This is a genomic window from uncultured Pseudokineococcus sp., from assembly GCF_947495735.1.
Taxonomy (GTDB): domain Bacteria; phylum Actinomycetota; class Actinomycetes; order Actinomycetales; family Quadrisphaeraceae; genus Pseudokineococcus.
This window is the reverse complement of sequence record NZ_CANMAA010000008.1, coordinates 18,837-36,755: the sequence shown is the minus strand read 5'-3', so window position 1 is coordinate 36,755 and position 17,919 is coordinate 18,837. Positions and strand designations below refer to the sequence as shown.

19 protein-coding genes are annotated in these 17,919 nt (G+C 77.9%); 6 read left to right on the top strand and 13 right to left on the bottom strand.

Features of this window, described 5'->3' with window-relative positions; translation table 11 throughout:
- Nucleotides 1–43 precede the first annotated feature (43 nt).
- The 8 genes from Q0848_RS11995 to Q0848_RS11960 form a co-directional block, all read right to left on the bottom strand.
- Complete coding sequence (locus Q0848_RS11995; RefSeq protein WP_366146577.1) at nt 44–1,432, bottom strand: GntP family permease; 1,389 nt, start codon at nt 1,430–1,432, stop codon at nt 44–46.
- A 154-nt stretch (nt 1,433–1,586) separates the two neighbouring features.
- Nucleotides 1,587–2,171 carry a hypothetical protein gene (locus Q0848_RS11990; RefSeq protein ID WP_299037835.1) on the bottom strand — a complete coding sequence of 195 codons (585 nt, stop codon included), beginning with the start codon at nt 2,169–2,171 and terminating at the stop codon, nt 1,587–1,589.
- Nucleotides 2,168–2,752: a DUF6286 domain-containing protein gene (locus tag Q0848_RS11985; RefSeq protein WP_299037834.1), complete on the bottom strand. Its 585-nt coding sequence runs from the start codon at nt 2,750–2,752 to the stop codon at nt 2,168–2,170. Before Q0848_RS11985 ends, Q0848_RS11990 begins: the two co-directional genes overlap by 4 nt.
- On the bottom strand, nt 2,749–3,150 hold the full coding sequence (locus Q0848_RS11980) for an Asp23/Gls24 family envelope stress response protein (RefSeq protein WP_299037833.1): 402 nt from the start codon (nt 3,148–3,150) through the stop codon (nt 2,749–2,751). The genes Q0848_RS11985 and Q0848_RS11980 overlap by 4 nt, the downstream gene beginning before the upstream one ends.
- Complete coding sequence (locus Q0848_RS11975) at nt 3,143–3,322, bottom strand: DUF2273 domain-containing protein (RefSeq protein ID WP_299037832.1); 180 nt, start codon at nt 3,320–3,322, stop codon at nt 3,143–3,145. The genes Q0848_RS11980 and Q0848_RS11975 overlap by 8 nt, the downstream gene beginning before the upstream one ends.
- A gap of 105 nt (nt 3,323–3,427) precedes the next feature.
- Entirely contained in the window at nt 3,428–3,847 is a 420-nt protein-coding gene (locus tag Q0848_RS11970) for a hypothetical protein (RefSeq protein ID WP_299037831.1), read from the bottom strand.
- Entirely contained in the window at nt 3,844–4,317 is a 474-nt protein-coding gene (locus Q0848_RS11965) for an Asp23/Gls24 family envelope stress response protein (protein ID WP_299037830.1), read from the bottom strand. The genes Q0848_RS11970 and Q0848_RS11965 overlap by 4 nt, the downstream gene beginning before the upstream one ends.
- A gap of 73 nt (nt 4,318–4,390) precedes the next feature.
- Complete coding sequence (locus tag Q0848_RS11960) at nt 4,391–5,125, bottom strand: TetR/AcrR family transcriptional regulator (protein WP_299037828.1); 735 nt, start codon at nt 5,123–5,125, stop codon at nt 4,391–4,393.
- Nucleotides 5,126–5,349: 224 nt separating this feature from the next.
- Between Q0848_RS11960 and Q0848_RS11955 the strand changes: the two genes are divergently transcribed.
- Nucleotides 5,350–5,688, top strand: a complete 339-nt coding sequence (locus Q0848_RS11955) for a hypothetical protein (protein WP_299037827.1) — start codon at nt 5,350–5,352, stop codon at nt 5,686–5,688.
- 101 nt (nt 5,689–5,789) lie between these two features.
- Here Q0848_RS11955 and Q0848_RS11950 read toward each other — a convergent pair whose 3' ends face one another.
- From Q0848_RS11950 to Q0848_RS11940, 3 genes are all read right to left on the bottom strand, one after another.
- Nucleotides 5,790–6,230 carry a DUF2256 and DUF3253 domain-containing protein gene (locus Q0848_RS11950; RefSeq protein WP_299037826.1) on the bottom strand — a complete coding sequence of 147 codons (441 nt, stop codon included), beginning with the start codon at nt 6,228–6,230 and terminating at the stop codon, nt 5,790–5,792.
- Between the two features lie 10 nt (nt 6,231–6,240).
- Nucleotides 6,241–7,464 carry an FAD-binding domain-containing protein gene (locus Q0848_RS11945; protein ID WP_299037825.1) on the bottom strand — a complete coding sequence of 408 codons (1,224 nt, stop codon included), beginning with the start codon at nt 7,462–7,464 and terminating at the stop codon, nt 6,241–6,243.
- Between the two features lie 120 nt (nt 7,465–7,584).
- On the bottom strand, nt 7,585–8,538 hold the full coding sequence (locus Q0848_RS11940) for a hypothetical protein (RefSeq protein ID WP_299037824.1): 954 nt from the start codon (nt 8,536–8,538) through the stop codon (nt 7,585–7,587).
- A gap of 200 nt (nt 8,539–8,738) precedes the next feature.
- Between Q0848_RS11940 and Q0848_RS11935 the strand changes: the two genes are divergently transcribed.
- Nucleotides 8,739–10,415 (top strand): alpha-amylase family glycosyl hydrolase, encoded by a 1,677-nt coding sequence (locus Q0848_RS11935; RefSeq protein WP_366146576.1) that lies wholly within the window; start codon nt 8,739–8,741, stop codon nt 10,413–10,415.
- Here the strand turns inward: Q0848_RS11935 and Q0848_RS11930 are convergent.
- Nucleotides 10,350–11,552: a diguanylate cyclase domain-containing protein gene (locus tag Q0848_RS11930; RefSeq protein WP_299037822.1), complete on the bottom strand. Its 1,203-nt coding sequence runs from the start codon at nt 11,550–11,552 to the stop codon at nt 10,350–10,352. The two genes, Q0848_RS11935 and Q0848_RS11930, sit on opposite strands and share 66 nt — an antisense overlap.
- A 203-nt stretch (nt 11,553–11,755) precedes the next feature.
- On the opposite strand from Q0848_RS11930, the gene Q0848_RS11925 reads away from it, so the two are divergent.
- The 4 genes from Q0848_RS11925 to Q0848_RS11910 all read left to right on the top strand — a co-directional run bounded on the left by Q0848_RS11925 (nt 11,756) and on the right by Q0848_RS11910 (nt 16,810).
- A complete protein-coding gene (locus tag Q0848_RS11925) occupies nt 11,756–12,856 on the top strand; it encodes an acyl-CoA desaturase (protein WP_299037821.1) in 1,101 nt (366 codons plus the stop codon).
- A 67-nt stretch (nt 12,857–12,923) separates the two neighbouring features.
- A complete protein-coding gene (locus Q0848_RS11920) occupies nt 12,924–14,369 on the top strand; it encodes an NAD(P)/FAD-dependent oxidoreductase (RefSeq protein ID WP_299037819.1) in 1,446 nt (481 codons plus the stop codon).
- 67 nt (nt 14,370–14,436) lie between these two features.
- The gene (locus Q0848_RS11915) at nt 14,437–15,804 is read left to right on the top strand and encodes an alpha-amylase family glycosyl hydrolase (RefSeq protein WP_299037817.1); all 1,368 of its coding nucleotides are present in this window, start codon (nt 14,437–14,439) and stop codon (nt 15,802–15,804) included.
- A 268-nt stretch (nt 15,805–16,072) separates the two neighbouring features.
- Complete coding sequence (locus Q0848_RS11910; protein ID WP_299037815.1) at nt 16,073–16,810, top strand: phosphatase PAP2 family protein; 738 nt, start codon at nt 16,073–16,075, stop codon at nt 16,808–16,810.
- Here Q0848_RS11910 and Q0848_RS11905 read toward each other — a convergent pair.
- Nucleotides 16,807–17,892, bottom strand: coding sequence for an alpha/beta fold hydrolase (locus tag Q0848_RS11905; RefSeq protein WP_299037813.1), 1,086 nt, complete (start codon nt 17,890–17,892; stop codon nt 16,807–16,809). The two genes, Q0848_RS11910 and Q0848_RS11905, sit on opposite strands and share 4 nt — an antisense overlap.
- Between the last annotated feature and the right edge of the window lie 27 nt (nt 17,893–17,919).

Below are 17,919 nucleotides of genomic sequence, written 5' to 3'. Positions count from 1 at the left end.
GGCCGTCGCGGCTCGCAGGGTCGGGGGTCGGGGGGGTCGGGGGCTACCCGAGGGCGAAGACCACCGCGGCCAGGGCGAAGGCGATGAGCCCGAGCAGCGTCTCGAGCACCGTCCAGGTCTTCAGCGTCGTCTTGACGTCCATCTCGAGGAAGCGGCCGACGAGCCAGAAGCCCGAGTCGTTGACGTGGCTCAGCATCACCGAGCCGGCGGCCAGGGCCAGGACGATGGCGACGACCTGCAGCTCGGTGTAGCCACCGGCGGCGACGGCGGGCTGGACCAGGGCGGCCGCCGTGGTGAGGGCCACCGTCGCGGAGCCCTGGGCTACGCGCAGGAGGGTCGAGATGACGAAGGCCGCCACGACGATCGGCAGCCCGATGTCGCCCAGGGCGTCGGCGAGGGCGTCGCCGATGCCGCTGGCGCGCAGGACGCCGCCGAACATCCCGCCGGCGCCGGTGATGAGGATGATCGCGCACACGGGCCCGAGGGCGCTGTCCAGCAGGCCCTGGACGACCTCGCCGCCGCGGCCGCGGCGGGTGCCGAGCACGTACGAGGCGACGAGCACCGTGATGAGCAGGGCGACCGGCGTGGCCCCGAAGACGCGCAGCAGGTTGACCCAGCCCGCGGAGCCGTCGAGGACGCCCGCCGAGGTCAGCGTGTTGAGCCCGGTCTCGAGGAAGATGAGCACCAGGGGCAGCAGGAGCAGGCCGATGACGAGCCCGGGGCTCGGCGGGTTCGCGTCGGGCTCGCGCTCCTCGCCGCCCGAGAGGATGTTCGGCACGCCGAGCACGATGCGCCTGCCCGCCCACAGGCCGAACAGGTAGCTGGACAGGTACCAGGTCGGCAGGGCGATGACGAGGCCGACGAGCAGGACCAGGCCGACGTTCGCGTCGAGCAGCCCGGATGCGGCCACGGGGCCGGGGTGGGGCGGCACGAGGATGTGCATCACGGAGAAGGCGCCGGCCGTCGGCAGCGCGTAGCGCAGGACGCCGCCGCCGAGGCGACGCGCCACGGTGAAGACGATCGGCAGCAGGACCACGAGGCCCGCGTCGAAGAAGATCGGGAAGCCGAAGATGAGCGACGTGATGCCGAGCGCCAGCGGCGCCCGCTGCTCCCCGAAGCGGTTGATGAGCGAGTCGGCGAGCGCCTGCGCGCCACCGCTCACCTCGACGAGGCGGCCGAGCATCGCCCCGAGGCCCACGAGGAGCGCGACGCTCGCGAGGGTGGAGCCGAAGCCCGTCGTGAGCGTGGGGATGACGAACTGCGACGGGATGCCCGTCGCGAAGGCCGTCAGGAGGCTGACGAGCACGAGCGCGATGAACGCGTGCACCTTGAAGCGGATGATGAGCAGCAGCAGGACGGCGATGGCGACCGCCGCGATGCCGAGCAGCGCTCCGGCCCCGAGCGTCTGCGTCCAGTCGTCGATGGTCTCCAGGGCTCTCCCCCGTCGTCGGCCGTGACGGGCTGACCCGCACCGGCGCCGGTGCCCCGAGGACGGCTGCCCCGGGAGGTGCTCACCGTAACCGCGCGCGGGTGCCCTCAGCGCCGCCCGTCGCGCGCGCCCGGCCGAGCCCTCCCGGGGCCGCCGGTCACTGGACGCGCGCCTCCCGGCGGACGTCGCGGGCGACGGCGAGGCGCACGCGCCCCCGGATGTCGGGGCGCCCCAGCACGACGGCGAGGTCGGTGAGGACCTCCTCGGCCGCGGAGGCGACGCGCTCCAGGTCGGCCGTGGGCTCCACCACGGCGGAGACCTCGGCGACGAGCTCGCCGCGGTCGCGCACCAGCCGGCCGCGGGCCGAGCGGACGCCGTGGGCGTCCTCCAGCACGTCCGCCGCCGTCGAGACGGCGGCGGACCCCTCGAGCAGCAGCCCGCCGGAGCCGTCCGAGCCCTGCAGGCGCACGGGGCCGGTGCTGCGGTGGGGGCGGTGGGCGAGGAGCCACCACAGCGCCAGCAGGCCGAGCACGACGCCCGCCACCAGGCTGGCGCCCGCCCACCACGGCGCCGCGAAGGCGTCCGTGGCCGTCCGCAGGGTCAGCTCGTCCGGCGCCTGGGGCCACAGGCGCACGAGCCAGCCGCCCCACCACAGGACCAGGGCCGTGCCGAGGGCGAGCAGGAGCAGGCCCGCCACGAAGGCGGCCAGCCGGTCCACGCCCAGCACGCTGCGCTTGATCACGGCTGCCCCCCCTCGACCCGCACGCGCACGGACGGACGGCGCTCCAGCGGCGCGAGGCGGTCGGTGACCGCCTGCTGCACGGCGGCGCCCACCGACTCCCCGCCGGTCGTCGTGACGGCGACCGAGACCGCCCGGCGGGTGGCCGACGTGCGGGCGCGCAGGACCCCGTCGACGTCCCGGGCCGCCGCCGACGACAGCCGGGCGACGTCGCGGGGCCGGGTGGTGACGGCCGTGCGCGAGCGCAGGCGCAGCTCGTCGCGGCTCCGCCGCGCGAAGGCCCGGCTCAGCAGCCACAGCCCGAGCAGCGCCAGGGCCGCTCCCGCGGGGGCCGTCCAGGTCGCCGGGGCCGTGCCGCGGACCGCCTCGACCGCCGTCTGCAGCCAGGGCGCGCCCCCGAGCACGCCCAGCAGCACGAGCGCGTCGCGGACGAGGGCGACGGCGAGGCCCAGCAGGAGCAGGGACATCAGCACGCCGAGGACGGGCACGACCCCGGAGCCGGTCCGCTCCTTGGCCCCGCGCAGGGGCGCGCGCTCGTCCTCGGTGCGCGGAGCCATCGCTCCGGCGTCCACCGGGCTGCTCATCGGACCCTCGGCCCCCTGCCGCGCGCGGTCGGGCGCACGACGTCGCGGACGGTGACGGCGACCGAGTCGGCGTGCACGGCCGCGAGCTCGTCGAGGCGCCGGGCGACCGCCGAGCGGACGTCCGCCGCGACGCGCGCCGCGGGGTGCGGCCACAGGGTCGCGACGTCCACCTGGACGCGCACCCGGGAGCCCGCGGACTCGAGCTCGACGCTCGGGTAGCCCGAGCCGAGGAGGCCGCCGAGGGCCTGCGACCCGCTGGGGGCGACGCCGTCCACCTCGCGCGCCGCCGCGGTGACGATCTTCGACAGCGCGCGGTCGGCGATCTGCAGCGAGCCCCGCTCAGCGGGTCCGCCGACGTCCGCGACGGGGGTGGGGAGCGCCGTGGCGGTCTCAGCCACGGCCGCGGCCGCCCGTGAGGGCGGCCAGGTCGAGCTTGCCCTCCAGGAGCGCCCCGACGCCCAGGCCGATCGCCCCGAGCACGACCGCCAGGAGGAAGTAGCCGAAGCCGCCGATGGCGGCCACGAGGGCGAGCAGCAGGCCGGCGAGGAGGCCGACGGAGGAGGTGGGCATGGCGTGCTCCGGTCTCGAGGCGGGAGCCCGGTGGTCCGGTGCTCCACGAGGGGGTCGGGCGGGCGGCCGTCGGGGTGCGCCGGACGCCGTGCGGTGCGGTGCGGGCTAGGCCGCGGGAGGGGCGGGCCGACCCGATGCGGCCGGGTCGAGGACGTCGTCGACGACGACGTGGGCCCGCCGGCCGCTCACCGGGGCCAGGCCCGCCAGGACCCGGTGGACGCGGGCGGAGGTGAGGTGGACGGGCGTGCCGAGCTCGGCGACGACGTGGACCTCGACCTCGTCCTCGGTGAGCCGGACGCCGGCCACGCGCCGGCCCGGCAGGTGCGTGCCCACCTCGCCGAGCGCGCCGGCGGAGAGGGACACCACCCCGGGCACCGCGAGGACGGCGTCCCGCACGACCTCGGCCGCGTCGGGCTGCTGGTCGCGCAGCGCCGGGGCAGCGGGCTCGGGGGCAGCGGAGGCGCCGCCCGAACCCGCCGCCCGGGCGGGCCCGGGCGACGACGTCGCGCCGGGCGCGCGCGTCACTGGACGCGCGCGGGGAGCGGCTCGGCGCTCTCGTCCGGCTCGTCGTCCTCGGGGAGGTGGACGTCGTTGACGTCGATGTTGACCTCCGTGACGGACAGGCCGGTCATGCGCTCCACCGAGGTGATGACGTTGCGCCGGACGCCGGAGGCGAGGTCGGCGATGGACACGCCGTACTCGGCGATGAGGGCGATGTCGACGGCGGCCTCGCGCTCGCCCACCTCGACCGCGATGCCCTGGCTGTGGTTCGTGCGGCCGCCGGGGATGCGCTCGCGCAGGGTGCCGATGGCGCGGGCCGCGCCGCCGCCGAGGGCGTGCACGCCGTTGACCTCGCGAGCCGCGAGGCCGGCGATCTTGGCCACGACGCCGTCCGCGATGGACGTGCGGCCCTCGTCGGTGACGAGGACGCTCGGGGTCGCGGCCCGCGCGGCGGTGCCCGCGGCCGACGAGCCGGTGCTGGGGGACTCGCTCATGCTCTTCGTCCTGTTCTCCGCGGCGCACCGCGGCAGTCAGCGATTTACACCGTAAGGACGGCGCCTCGTGACGCTAACCCCGCGCCGCGGGACGCGCGAGCCGGGAGTTCTCGCCGATGCGGTCGAGCAGGTTCCCCAGCGAGTGGGCGAACTCCTCGTCGAGGTCCTCGACCGCCAGCCTCGGCGCTAGGCGGCTCAGGACGGGGTAGGCGGTGAGGTCGACCTCGGGCGCCGGCTCGTCGCTCGCGGCGGCGGGCACCGGGTCGACGCCGCGGGCGGACACCTCGAGCAGGAGGTGTCCGACGAGGAAGGTGGCGAACGCCCGGTAGGCGTAGATCGCGCCGTCCTCGGTGAAGCCGCGCTCCTGCAGGCCCGAGAGGAAGCCCTCGACCCAGCGCAGGCTGCGCAGCGGCGGGCGGATCCACGGAGCCGCCGGCGGCCTCGTGGCCACCAGCGGGAACAGCTGGGGGTGCTGCTGGGCGATGCGGCGCACCCCCGCCGCGACCCGCTGCAGGAAGTCGCGCCAGTCGTCCTCCGGGCGCAGCAGCGTCGACGGGTCGGCGTACAGGTCGTCCATGACGCGGTCCACGAGGCCGTCCAGCAGCGCCTCCCGGCTCTGGACGTACCGGTACAGCGCCATGGCCTCCACGTGCAGGGCGGCGCCGAGCTTGCGCATCGACAGGTCGCCGATCCCGCGGCGGTCGACGATGTCCAGGGCGGCGTCCAGCACGGCGGCGCGAGAGAGCCCCGGAGGGCGGCGCGTCGCGCCGCTCTGCCCGGCGGCCTTCCGGCCGGCCTCGTCCCCCACGCGACCTCCTCCTGCTGCGAGCCCCCCACAGTGCCCCGGACGACGGCCGGGCGCTGGGTGGGACGCTCGTGATCATGGTGCCCGCGACCCCCGCCCGTGCGGGCGGGGGGTGCGGCGCCGACCACGGCGCGCGCGCGGGCGGCGATGCCGCGAGGATCGACCCGGACCGCCGTCGGGGCCGAGCCCAGCGACCACGACGACGACAGGACGTGCAGGAGGAGCTCGTGCCGATCACCGAGGAGGTGGGCGCAGGCCTGCCCGGGACGCCCGCCGTCGACGCCGACGGGGCCCCCCTGGGCCCGGTGACCGGCGTCTTCGACGACGACCACACCGGGCGCCCGGAGTGGGCGGTCGTGCGCGTCGCCGGCCTGGAGCGCCTCGCGCCGCTGGCGGACGCCGACGTCCGCGACGGGCGGCTGCACCTCGCCGTCACCGCGGACCGCCTGCTCAGCGCCCCCGCGGCCGAGGAGGTCGAGCACGTCTCGCACGCCGACTCCGTCGCGCTGTACCAGCACTACGGCACCTCGCCCGCGGGAGACACGGACGTCACGCCCGCGGGCTGAGCGGCGCAGGACGACGTCGTCGTCGACTCCCGGCACCCGGCAGCACGGAGCGGTCGACGAGGCGCCCCGCAGCGGCGACGGGTCGACGCCCGGGGCTCACCTCACCGGGGGACCCGCTCGGGCTCGGGCGGGCGCCGCACCCTGCGCACGCGGATCGGGCCCCGCGCCGTCGAGGGGTCGACGACGGCCCCGCCCTGGGTGATCTCCACGTCGCCGGCCACCACGAGGCGCCGGGCGGCGGCCCGCGCCGGCTCCATGAGCGGGCGCCAGTCCTCGCCCCCGACGGCGCGCGCGGCCTCGGACGGGCAGATGGTCCTCCCCTCGCCCCGCGCGTCCAGCAGGCGCAGGACGGCGGCCTCGAGGTCGGCGTCGACCGGGGAGACGCCGGTGCGCCGGCACGCGTCGGAGCAGTACCGGACGTCGTCCCAGTCGCGCTCCCACGCCCTGCGCCACGTGATGGTGCGCCCGCACACCGCGCACGGCTTGGTGGGCAGCGCGTCGCGCGCCGAGCCCCGACCCGTCCTGCTGCCTCCCCTGCTCACGGGAGCACCCTCAGCCGCGCCCGGGCGCGGTGCGCACCCAGGCGGAGAAGGAGCGGACCGAGCCCGAGCCCGGCCGGCGCAGCCACGGCCACGGGTGCAGGGCGACGACGTCGAGCCGGTCGGCCCGGCGGCGCCACCCCGGCGGGTAGGTCCACGTCGTCGCGAGCCGGCGGCCGGCCAGCTCGGTGACGGGGTCGCCGAGGTGGACCTGCGCGCCCAGCTCCGCGAGCGTCTCCGCGAGGAAGACCAGGCGCTTGCCCGACAGGCGCAGCCGGGCCAGCAGCGGCTCGTCGAAGCCGAAGACGGCCGGGACGTCGGGGTGCGCGACCAGGGCCGGGTCGGTGTCGCCGAGAGACTCCGCGGTCAGCCAGACGGCCTCCGGCTCGCCGGTGACCTCGGGCCGGCGCGGGCCGGCGTCCGTGGGGCCGCCGCCGAGCCCGGGCGGGCCCTCGAGCCGGGCGCCGGACTGCGCCTCCGGCCAGTCCTGGACGGGGCAGGCGTCGCGCAGCGGGCACGAGCGGCACAGCTGCGGCGCCCGCTTCTCCACCTGCCAGCGGCTGAAGCCGTAGACCTTGCCCGTCGCCGTCCCGGCCGACCACTGCCAGCCGAGGCCGTTGGCGGCGGGCGAGCCGTCCAGGAGGTGGCGGTACATCTCGTCGCGGCCCTCGCGCCAGTCCGCGCCCGCGCGCACCGACCACTGCGAGGCCAGCCACATGCGCGTCTGGTTGACCAGCCAGCCGTGCTCGTGGAGCTCGCCCGTCGTCGCGGCCATGCAGGCCATGCGCTCCGGCCAGGGCGCGTCGCGCCACGGGGGCGCGCCGGGCGAGGGCACGGGCGAGCCGGCGCGCAGGGGCTCGCGCAGGTCGCGGCCCACGCGGGCGTAGAGGTGGCGGGCGTACTCCTGCCACTGCAGCTCGTCGCGGAAGCGCTGGCGGTCGCGCGGCGGCGCGGCGGCCGCGGCGTCCCAGACGTCGGGCAGCGGCAGCAGGCCGTGGCGGATGTACGGGCTCAGCCGGCTGGCGCCGCGCTGCGCCTCGGGCAGCACGGTGCTGCGGCGGCGCGCGTACCCCGTGAGGTCGAGCGAGGCCAGCGCCGCGTCGGCCGCCGCCTGCCCGCCGCGGAAGCGCGACGTCCCGTACGCGGGCGGCTCGTCGCAGGTCAGGTGGGAGAGGTGCTCGGCGACCCACGCGACGGCGCCGTCGCGGTCGGTCGGAGGGCTGGGCAGGAGCGGCACCGCCCGATCGTCACCCGCGCCACCGACAGCCGCGCGCCCGACCCGTGCGCCCGACCCGTGCGCCGACCCGTGCGCCGACCCTGTGCGCCCGACCTGTGCGACGGAGGTGACCGTGCACGGTCACCTCCGTCGAGCAGGTCCGCTCGGGCAGGACGGGTCCGGTGCGAGGTGGGCCCGGAGCAGCGCCACCACGCGCGCCCCGTCGGTGCGCAGCGCCCGGGCCGGGAGCCGCAGCACCACCTCGCCGGGTCGGCTCACCTCGGCGGCGCGCAGCAGGTCGTCGTACCAGCGCGCGGGGTCGAGGTGCCCGACGCCGTCGACCTCGAGGAGGACGCGGCGCCCGTCCGCCAGCTCCCACTCGGCGTCGAGGTAGCGGCGGCGTCCCGCGGCGTCGTGGCGCACGCCCTGGCGCACCGGCACGGGCAGGCCGTTCCGGCGGCACAGCCGCACCAGGTCGACCTCCGACATCGCCTGCGACCCCCCGTCCAGGTCGTCGAGCACCGCCCGCAGCTCCGCGACGCCGCGCAGGCCACCGGCGGCGTCCAGCGCCGTCCGCAGCCGCGCCGGCGTGCTCAGGCGCTGCTGCACGACGGCCGCGAGGAGGCCGCCCGCCGCGCGGCCCGAGGGCGACCACGCCGCGGCGTCGACGGCGGCGCGCTCGACGCGGTGGACGCGCAGCCCGTCGCGCACGACGACGTCCTCGGCCCGGCAGCGCCGGGACACGTGGTGCACCGCCCCCTCGAGCGGTCCCCGGCTGCGCCCGGGCGGCAGCACGAGGTGCGCGTCCGCCCTCTCCCAGCCGCCGAGGCCGTGGACCGCGAGCGCCGTCCACGCCCCGAGCGCCGCGCTCGGGCCGGCGTGCAGCACCGCGGCGGCGCGGCGGGCGCCGACGTCGAGCGGGCCGGCGTGCAGGACCACGACGTGCGGGCCGAGCGCCCGCCACAGCCCCGCCCCGACCCGCCGGCGCACGACGTCGGGCCCCAGGCCGTGCGCGCGCAGCTGGGCCCGCGCGACGCAGCCGGCCTGCGCGCGGGCGAGCCGGGCCACCTCCTCGGGGACCTCGCGCCTGCGCACCCGCGCCAGCGTCCCGCACGCCGCGGCGTCGCGCCGGAGGCCTGTGGACGGCGGAGCTGTGCGACGGAGGTGACCGTGCGCGGTCACCTCCGTCGACCAGGTGGCGGGGTCTGCGTGACGATGGCCGCGTGCGCGAGCCGAACGCCTCCCCCACCCCCGAGCCGGTCCCCGACCCGTCGCTCGACGCCGCGGTCGCGCCGCTGGAGGTCGCGCCCGACGCCGGGCGCGAGTGGTGGCGGACGGCGGTCGTCTACCAGGTGGTGCTGCGCTCGTTCGCCGACGGCGACGGCGACGGCGTGGGCGACGTCGCCGGGCTGCGCGCGCGCCTGGGGCACCTGGCCGCCCTCGGCGTCGACGCCGTGTGGGTCAACCCCTGGTACGCCTCGCCGATGGTCGACGCCGGCTACGACGTCGCTGACTACCGGGCGCTGGACCCGCGCTACGGCGAGCTCGAGGACGCCGAGGCGCTGGTGCGCGAGGCCCACGCGCTGGGCCTGCGGGTGCTGCTCGACGTCGTCCCGAACCACACGAGCGACCAGCACGCGTGGTTCCGCGCGGCGCTGGCCGGGGACGGGGCCGCCCGCGCGCGGTACCTCTTCCGGCCCGGGCGCGGCGAGCACGGCGAGCTGCCGCCCAACGACTGGGAGAGCTGCTTCCGCGGGCCCGCCTGGACCCGCACGACGACGCCCGACGGCGAGCCCGGTGACTGGTACCTGCACCTGTTCGCGCCCGAGCAGCCCGACCTGGACTGGTCGAACCGCGAGGTGCACGAGGAGATGCTCGACGTCCTGCGCTTCTGGTTCGACCGGGGCGTCGACGGGTTCCGCGTCGACGTGGCGCACGGGCTCGTGAAGGCACCGGGCCTGCCCGACGCCGAGGGCCGCGACCGGCGGACCGAGGAGCACCCGGGCTGGGACCAGGACGAGGTGCACGACGTCTGGCGCGAGTGGCGGGCGCTCGCGGACTCCTACGACCCGCCGCGGGTCTTCGTCGCCGAGGCGTGGCCGGCGCGGCGGGCCGAGCGGCTGCCGCTGTACCTGCGCCCCGACGAGCTGCACACCGCCTTCGAGTTCGAGCCGCTGCACGTGGCCTGGCGGGCGCGGCCGTGGCGCGACGTCGTCGACCGGTCCCTGGCGATGGCGGGGCTGACGGGCGCGCCGTGCGCGTGGGTGCTCACCAACCACGACGTCGTCCGCCAGGCGACGCGCTACGCCCGCAGCCAGTGGGCGGAGAAGGGGACCAACGAGACCGAGCGGGCGCGCTGGCCCGACGAGGTGCCCGACCTCGCGCTGGGGCGGCGCCGCGCGCGGGCCGCGGTGGTGCTGACGGCGTCGCTGCCCGGCGTCCTGTACGTCTACCTCGGCGAGGAGCTGGGCCTGGAGGAGGTCGAGGACCTCCCCGCCGCGCTGAGGACCGACCCGATCTTCGCGCGCTCCGGCGGCACCGACCCGGGGCGCGAGGGCTCGCGGGTGCCGCTGCCGTGGTCCGGCGACGCCCCGCCGTTCGGCTTCTCCCCGCCGACGCGGCCCGACGGGAGCCCGAGCGCGCCACCGCACCTGCCCCAGCCGGCGGGCTGGGCGGCGCTGAGCGCGCAGGCCCAGGACGGCGACCCCTCCTCCACCCTGTCGCTGTACCGCCGACTGCTCGCCCTGCGCCGCGAGCACCTCGCGGGCGCGGGGCCGATGCGGTGGCTGCCGACGCCGTCGCCGGACGTGCTGGCCCTCGCCCGCGAGGGCACGGCGCTGCAGAGCTGGGTCAACCTCGGCGCCGACCCCGTCGCGCTGCCGGCGGGCGCGCGCGTGCTCGTCGCCTCAGCGCCCGTCGAGGACGGCGTGCTGCCGGGGGACGCCGGCGCCTGGGTCCTCGTCGGGGGCTGAGCAGGGGTCCTCGTCGGGGACTGAGGCGGGGGCTGGGGCGGAGGCAGGGGCGCGCCCGTGGCGGCCGCGCTTGACCGCGTACATCGCGGCGTCCGCCTCGAGGAGGAGCTGCTCGGCGCTCGGGCGCCCCGCCGTCCAGGTGGACCCGACGCTGACGCCGACGGAGACGACGAGGTCGCCCACGACGACGGGCGCGGCCAGGCACGCCTCCAAGCGCCGGGCGATGGCGTCGGCCTCCGCCGCGCTCCCGACGCCGGGCACGACGACCGCGAACTCGTCGCCCCCGGTGCGTGCGAGCAGCGCCTCTGCCGGGAGGGCGCGGCGGAAGCGCTCGACGACGGCGACGAGCACGGCGTCGCCGACGACGTGGCCGTGGCGGTCGTTGACCGGCTTGAAGCCGTCGAGGTCGAGGACGAGCGCGGCCGCGCCACCGGCGCCGCACCCGCGGGGGGACGCGGCCAGCCTGCGGCCGAGGCCCCGGCGCCCGAGCGCCCCGGTCAGCGCGTCGTGGTCGAGCGCGTGCTGGAGCTCGGCGTCGCGCCGGGCCCGCTCCTGCCCCAGGGCCGCGTCGGCCGCGCGCCGGTGGCGCGCCACCACCGCCAGGTTGGCGGAGGTCCCCGCGGCGAGCAGCAGCGCGGCCACGGCGAGGAGCGCGCCCGTGGCCGGCGGCACCACCGAGGGGGCCGCTCCCGTGAGGACCGCGGCCTGGGTGGCGGCCGTGAGCACCACCGAGGCGAGGACCCCGGTCCAGGCGGACGGGCGCTCGTCCCACTGGGCGTGGACGGCGGTCACGAGGCTGCACGCGGCGGGCACCAGGACCGCGAAGCCGCCGAGGGCGAGCGCCACGGTGATGCTGGCGCACCCGTTGAGCTGGCGCAGGACCGTGCGCCGGGTGAGGTCGGGGCCGCCGAGCAGGCGCTGGACGGCGTTGACGCGGACGCCCATGACGAACGACCAGGCCAGGACCTGCGGCAGGACCGGGACGTCGGGCCCGCCGGCCGCGCGCAGGGCCGCCGCCGTGAGCAGGACGGCGACGGTGCTGCCGAGGACCGCCAGCACCACCTGGCGCGCCACCTCCGCGGGCACGGACCGCGCCCCGCGCGCCGTCGCCGCCCCACCGCCCCCGCTGCTGCCCACGTCCTGCGGTCGGCACGGCGCGGCGCCCCCTTGACGCCCCGCGCCGCCGACCACCCGGTCGGCGCCCTCCCGCGCGCACCTCTCGACGCCCCGTGCCACTCTCGTGAGGTAGTCGTCTCGCCTCTCGGACCCGGACCCGCCCGGAGCCAGGCCGCTGCGGACCGGCGCCGCACGCGCACCGCACGCCCCCCGGGAGCACCCCCGTGACCGCGATCGACCAGCACTCCCCCCTGCCCGCCGGCCCGTCGCCGGCCCCCCTGGCCCCTCGCCACCGCGCGACCACCGCCTACGCCGAGCTCTCCCGGCAGATCCGCGCCGAGGGGCTGCTCGAGCGCCGTCGCGGCTACTACTGGTGGCGCATGAGCACCGCGGTGCTCGCCCTCGCCGCGATCGCCGCCGGCGTCGTCCTGCTCGGCGACAGCTGGCTCGTGCTGCTGCTCGCCGGCGCGCTCGCGCTGGTCGTCGCCCAGTGCGCCTTCCTCGGCCACGACGGCGCGCACCGGCAGATCTTCGCCTCCGCGCGCGCCAACGAGGTCGCCGGGCGGGGCATGGCCTGCCTCGCCTCGGGGCTCAGCTACGGCTGGTGGCTCGGCAAGCACAACCGCCACCACCAGGCGCCCAACACGATCGGCGTCGACGGCGACATCGACTCCAAGGTCTTCGCCTTCACCGAGCCCGCCGCGGACGCCCCGCGCGGCCGCGTCGGCACCTGGCTCACCGAGCACCAGGGCTGGTTCTTCTTCCCGCTCCTGCTGCTGGAGGGCGCCAACCTGCACGTGGAGAGCGCGCGCGCCCTGCTGTCCGGGGGGAAGGTCAAGCGCCGCGCCGTGGACCTCGCCCTCATCGGCGCGCACTGGGCCGCCTACCTCACGCTGCTGCTGGTCGTCCTGAGCCCCGGCAAGGCCGCCGCCTTCGTCGGCGTCCACCTCGCGCTGCTCGGCGTGGCCATGGGCGGCGCCTTCGCGCCCAACCACACGGGCATGCCGATCGTGCCGAAGAGCGCGAAGATCGACTTCCTCTCCCGCCAGGTGCTCATGTCGCGCAACGTCCGCGGCGGCCCGCTCGTGCACCTCGGCATGGGCGGGCTCGACCTGCAGATCGAGCACCACCTGTTCCCGAGCATGCCCCGGCCCCAGCTGCGCCGGGCGCAGCCGATCGTCAAGGCGTTCTGCGCCGAGCGCGGCCTCGCCTACGCGGAGACGACCTACGTGGGCGCCATGGCGGCCGTGGTGGCGCACCTCAACGTGATGGGCCTGCGCGCCCGCGACGCCTACACCTGCCCGCTGTCCGCGCAGCTGCGCTGAGCCGCGCCGAGCCCGCCGGTGGCCGCCCGTCGGGCGGCTCCCGGCCCGCCGGGTGATCCTGGCGGGCGTGAGCGAGACCAGCGCCCAGGAGCCCGAGAGCTACGACGTCCTCGTCATCGGGGGCGGGCCCGCCGGGACGGCGGCGGCCCTGCGCGCCGCCGGCCTCGGGGCCCGCACGGCCCTGGTCGAGGCCCGGCGCACCGGCGGCACGTGCGTCAACACCGGCTGCGTCCCGACGCGGGTCCTGGCCAGGACCGCGCGCCTGGTGCGCGAGGTGCGCCAGGCCGGGGAGTACGGCATCGCCGTCACCGAGCAGCCCGTCGACTGGACCCGGACGGTCGCCCGCGTCCGGGAGACGATCGAGCGGGTCCAGGCGGCCAAGGCCGAGCCGGAGAAGCTGGCCGACGCCGGCGTCGACCTCGTGCTCGAGGGGCGCGCCCGCCTCACCGGGCCCCACGAGGTCGAGCTGGAGGACACCGGGCGCCGCCTGCGCGGCCGCTCGGTGGTCCTCGCCGTCGGCGGCCACTCCCGCCGCCTGCCCGTGCCCGGCGCGGAGCTGGCCGTGCTGCCGGAGGAGGTGCTCGACCTGCCGGCGATCCCCCGGCGCCTGGCCGTCGTGGGCGCCGGCAACACCGGCGCGCAGCTCGTCACGGTCTTCGCCGCGCTCGGCAGCGAGGTCACCCTCCTGGAGGTGGCCCCGCGGATCCTCGCCCAGACCGACGCGGACGTCTCCGCCGCCGTCCAGGAGGCCTTCGTCGCCCAGGGCGTGCGCGTGCGCACCGGTGTGGCGGGCATCGCCTCGCTGGAGCGCGACGGCGAGGGCGTGCGCCTGACCTGGACGGACGGCGAGGCCGACGGCGGGCAGGAGCGCTCGGAGGTCTTCGACGTCGTCATCACCAGCACGGGCTGGCCGGCGTCCCTGGAGGGGCTCGGGCTGGACGCCGCCGGGATCGAGCACACCGCGCGCGGCATCGGCGTGGACGAGCACCTGCGGACCAACCTCGAGCACGTCTACGCCGTCGGCGACGCCAACCAGGAGGCGATGCTCGTCCAGGCCGCGCACCGCGAGGCCGAGGACGCCGCCGTCAACGCCGTCCTGGGGCCGCGCCGCAGCCGCCGCCACGAGCTGCTGCCCGCCGGCGGGTTCACCGACCCGGACTACGCCGACGTCGGGCTCACCGAGGAGCAGGCCCGCGAGCGCGACCCCGGCTGCGTCGTGGCCCTCGTGCCCTTCGCGAGCATGGAGCGCCCCGTCATCGACGACCGCACCCGCGGCTTCCTCAAGCTCGTCGCCGACGGCCGCCGCGAGCAGCTGCTGGGCGCGCACGCCGTCGGGGAGAGCGCCGTCGAGGTCGTGCAGGCGGTGACGACCGCGATGGCCGCGGGCGTCGACGTCGCCGTGCTGGCGCGCGTGGAGTACGCCTACCCCACCTACAGCGCCGTCATCGGCGTCGCCGCCCGCCAGCTGCTCGACTCCGCGCCGACCTCGTACGAGCACGCCGACCAGGACTGACGGCTCGCGCCCGGGGGCGCCCGGCGCCCGGGTCGAGGCGCTCCCGCGCGTGCGGGAGGGTGGGTCCATGAGCAGCACGAGGGTCGAGGGCCCGGACTGGGTGGCCGACGCCGTCTTCTGGCACGTCTACCCGCTGGGCTTCACGGGCGCCGAGAGGGCGGGGGACCCGCAGGCGCCGGTCACCCACCGCCTGCCGCACCTGACGGCCTGGCTCGACCACCTGCTGGCGCTGGGCGCCAACGGCCTGCTGCTCGGGCCGGTGTTCGCCTCCTCGACGCACGGGTACGACACGGTCGACCACCTGCGCGTCGACCCCCGCCTCGGCGACGACGACGACCTCGCGGCCCTGCTGGACGCGGCCCGCGCCCGGGGCGTCCGGGTCCTGCTCGACGGCGTCTTCAACCACGTCGGGCGCGACCACTGGGCCTTCCGCGCGGTGCTCGAGCAGGGGCCGACCGCGCCGACGGCCTCCTGGTTCCGGCTGCGCTGGCCGCAGGGGGAGTGGCAGCCCGGCGTCGAGCCCGACCACGACGACTTCGAGGGCCACCACCACCTCGTGGCGCTCGACCACTCCTCGCCGGAGGTCGTCGACCACGTCGCCGAGGTGATGACGCACTGGCTCGACCGGGGCGTCGACGGCTGGCGCCTGGACGCCGCCTACGCCGTCCCGTCGGCCTTCTGGGCGCAGGTGGCCGACCGCGTGCGCGAGCGCCATCCCGACGCCTACCTGCTGGGCGAGGTCATCCACGGCGACTACGCCGGGCTCGTGCGCGAGGGGCACCTCGACGCCGTCACGCAGTACGAGCTGTGGAAGGCGGTCTGGTCGAGCCTCGAGGAGGGCAACCTCTGGGAGCTCAGCCACGCCCTCGGCCGGCACGCCGAGTTCCTCGGGTCCTTCACGCCGCAGACCTTCGTCGGCAACCACGACGTGACCCGCATCGCCAGCCGCCTCACCGACTCCCGGCACCTCGTCCACGCCCTCGCGGTGCTGCTCGCCGTGGGCGGGACGCCGTCGGTCTACTACGGCGACGAGCACGGCTACCGCGGCGTCAAGGAGGACCGCGAGGGCGGCGACGACGACGTCCGGCCGGCCTTCCCCGCCGCGCCCGGCGACCTCTCCCCCGTCGGGCTGCCGCTCTTCCACCGCCACCAGGAGCTGCTCGCGCTGCGCCGCCGCCACCGCTGGCTGCACACGGCGCGCCCGTCGGTGCTGTCGGTGGAGAACCGCCGCCTCGTCGTCGCGTCCGAGGACCCGGCGGGCCGAGGGGGCGAGGACGGCGGCACCGAGCGGCTGCTGCTCGCCCTCTCCCTCGAGGACGAGGCCGTGGGCCTCGAGGCGCCCGGCGCCCGCGAGGTGCTCGCCGGCGACGGCGCGCGGCTCGAGGGCTCCACCGTGCACCTGCCGCCCCACGGCTGGGCCGTCCTGCGGGGCTGACCGCGCGCGCAGCGGCCCGAGGTCGACCTGCGGAGCGCTCGCTCCCGACGTACGGTCCTCGGGCCGGTGGACGACCGCGCGCCGCTCGGGCGCCGCTCACGGCCGGTGGACCGCCTGGAGGAGGACCTTGACGCTGCGTGAGGTCTCGCCGACCGGCGGATCCCCCACGGGGCGTCGAGGACCGCGCCCGGCGGAGCCGTCGGCGGGGCGCCCGCAGCAGGTGCCCGCCGCTGAGGGACCCGCGGACCGCGAGCGCCGCGACGCGCCCGTGCCCGCAGCGCGGGAGCCGCGCCGGCCCCTGGCGGCCTCGGCCCGCCCCCTGCGCCTGCACGCGACGGTCGTGGTCGTCGGCCTCGCCGTGCTGCTGGCCGTCGTCGCGGACCTGTGGTCCGGGGGCCCCCTCAGCCGCCTCGACGACGCGGTCCAGGCCCTCGACCTGCGCGGGCGCTGGCCGGGAGGGGTGGCCGCGGCCACGGTCCTGGACCACATGGGCGCCCGCTGGTTCGTCCTGCCCCCGCTGTCGCTGCTCGCCGTGGTCCTGGCGCGGCGGCGCCGGACGCTGCGCCCCGTCCTCGAGGTCGTCGTCCTGGCACTGCTGACCACGGCCGTGGTGGGCGCGCTCAAGACGACGACGGGGCGCGCGCGCCCCGTCACCGGCGACGGCGACCTGTTCGCCCACGACTGGCCCGTGGGGCTGATCTTCCCCTCCGGCCACACGGCCAACGTCGCCATGGGGGTGCTCGGCGCCCTGCTCCTGCTCTCCGGCTACTCCCGGGTCGTCGTGCGCATCCGGTGGGCCGTGCCCGCGGCCGTCGCGCCCGTCGCCCTGATGTCCTCGGTGTCCCTCTACCTGGGCTACCACTGGGTCAGCGACCTGGTGGCGGGCGCGGTCGTCGGCGCCGTCGCCGTGAGCGCGGTGGCGCTCGTGTCGAGGCCCCGGCGCCGCGCCCCCCGGGAGCGGGCGGACGGCCCGGCCGAGGACGCCGTCCGGCGCGAGGGCTCCTAGCCCGCCGCCGCCGCGCGCACCTCGTCGAGCACCAGGCGCACGAGCTCGGGCGGCGCGTCGAAGGCGACCCCGTGGGCACCCGCCACGACGGCGGACCGACCGTCGTCCACCGAGGCCGCCAGCTGGTCGCACCACTCCTGGCGGCACACCGGGTCGCGATCGCCGCGGACGACGAGCAGCGGGACGGCGAGCCGGCCGTCGAGCTCCTGCCGCGCGCGCTGCAGGGCCCGGCGCATGAGCGCGACCATCTGCCCCGGGCCGGCGCGCACGTAGTCCAGCCCCGCGACGAGCCACAGCGAGGGCCTCTCCTCCAGCGCGTCCTGCGCCAGGCGGCCCGCCAGGTCTCGCACGCTGGGGCGGGCCGGGTCGCCGGTGGGGGCGACGACGACGAGGCGCAGCACCAGGTCGGGCGCCCGCAGGGCCACCTCCCCGGCGACCTGGGCGCCCAGGGAGTGCCCGACGAGGACGGCGGGCCCCACGCCGCGCAGGCGCATCCAGGCGACGACGGCGTCGGCGAGCTGGGCGACGTCGAGCATGCCGGTCCGCGGCTGCGGGCTGCGGCCGTACCCGGGCAGGTCCGGCGCCAGGGCCCGCGTCGAGCCGCCGAGGGCGCGCACGAGCGGACCCATCGACGTGCTCGACATCCCCAGGCCGTGCACCAGGACGACGGGCGGCAGGTCGACGGGAGGCAGGTCGACGGGCGGCCGGTCGACGGGCGGGAGGGCCCCGCCCTCCGCCGCGGACGCCTCCCTCCGCCGGGGCGTGCCCGGGGTCGCCGGGTCGGACTCGCGGTGGGTCATGCGCGCGACCACGTCCCCGCCCGCGGGCCGGCGGACGACGACGAGGTAGCTCGCCCCGAGCGCGGCGCCCGGGAGCGCGAGCGCAGCCGCCCGCCGCAGCAGGGAGCGCCGGCGCTCGTGGCGCGTGAACGGCAGCCGCGCAGTGCGGTGCCCCGGTCCCGGCAGCTCCACCGTCCCGGGCAGGCGCAGTGCGGCGGGCACGGGGACGGCGGCGAGCACCCGCCCCAGGAGGTCGAGCGCGCCGTCCTCCGCCCGGCGGAGTCGGCGCGCGTCGGGGATCACCCGTCAAGGATCGCGGGTCGCGGGGGG

Coding starts and splice junctions, on each gene's coding strand:
- Q0848_RS11985 (WP_299037834.1), bottom strand. CDS start 2,752: ATGAGCAGCCCGGTGGACGCCGGAGCGATGGCTCCGCGCACCGAGGAC.
- Q0848_RS11975 (WP_299037832.1), bottom strand. CDS start 3,322: ATGCCCACCTCCTCCGTCGGCCTCCTCGCCGGCCTGCTGCTCGCCCTC.
- Q0848_RS11965 (WP_299037830.1), bottom strand. CDS start 4,317: ATGAGCGAGTCCCCCAGCACCGGCTCGTCGGCCGCGGGCACCGCCGCG.
- Q0848_RS11915 (WP_299037817.1), top strand. CDS start 14,437: ATGAGCAGCACGAGGGTCGAGGGCCCGGACTGGGTGGCCGACGCCGTC.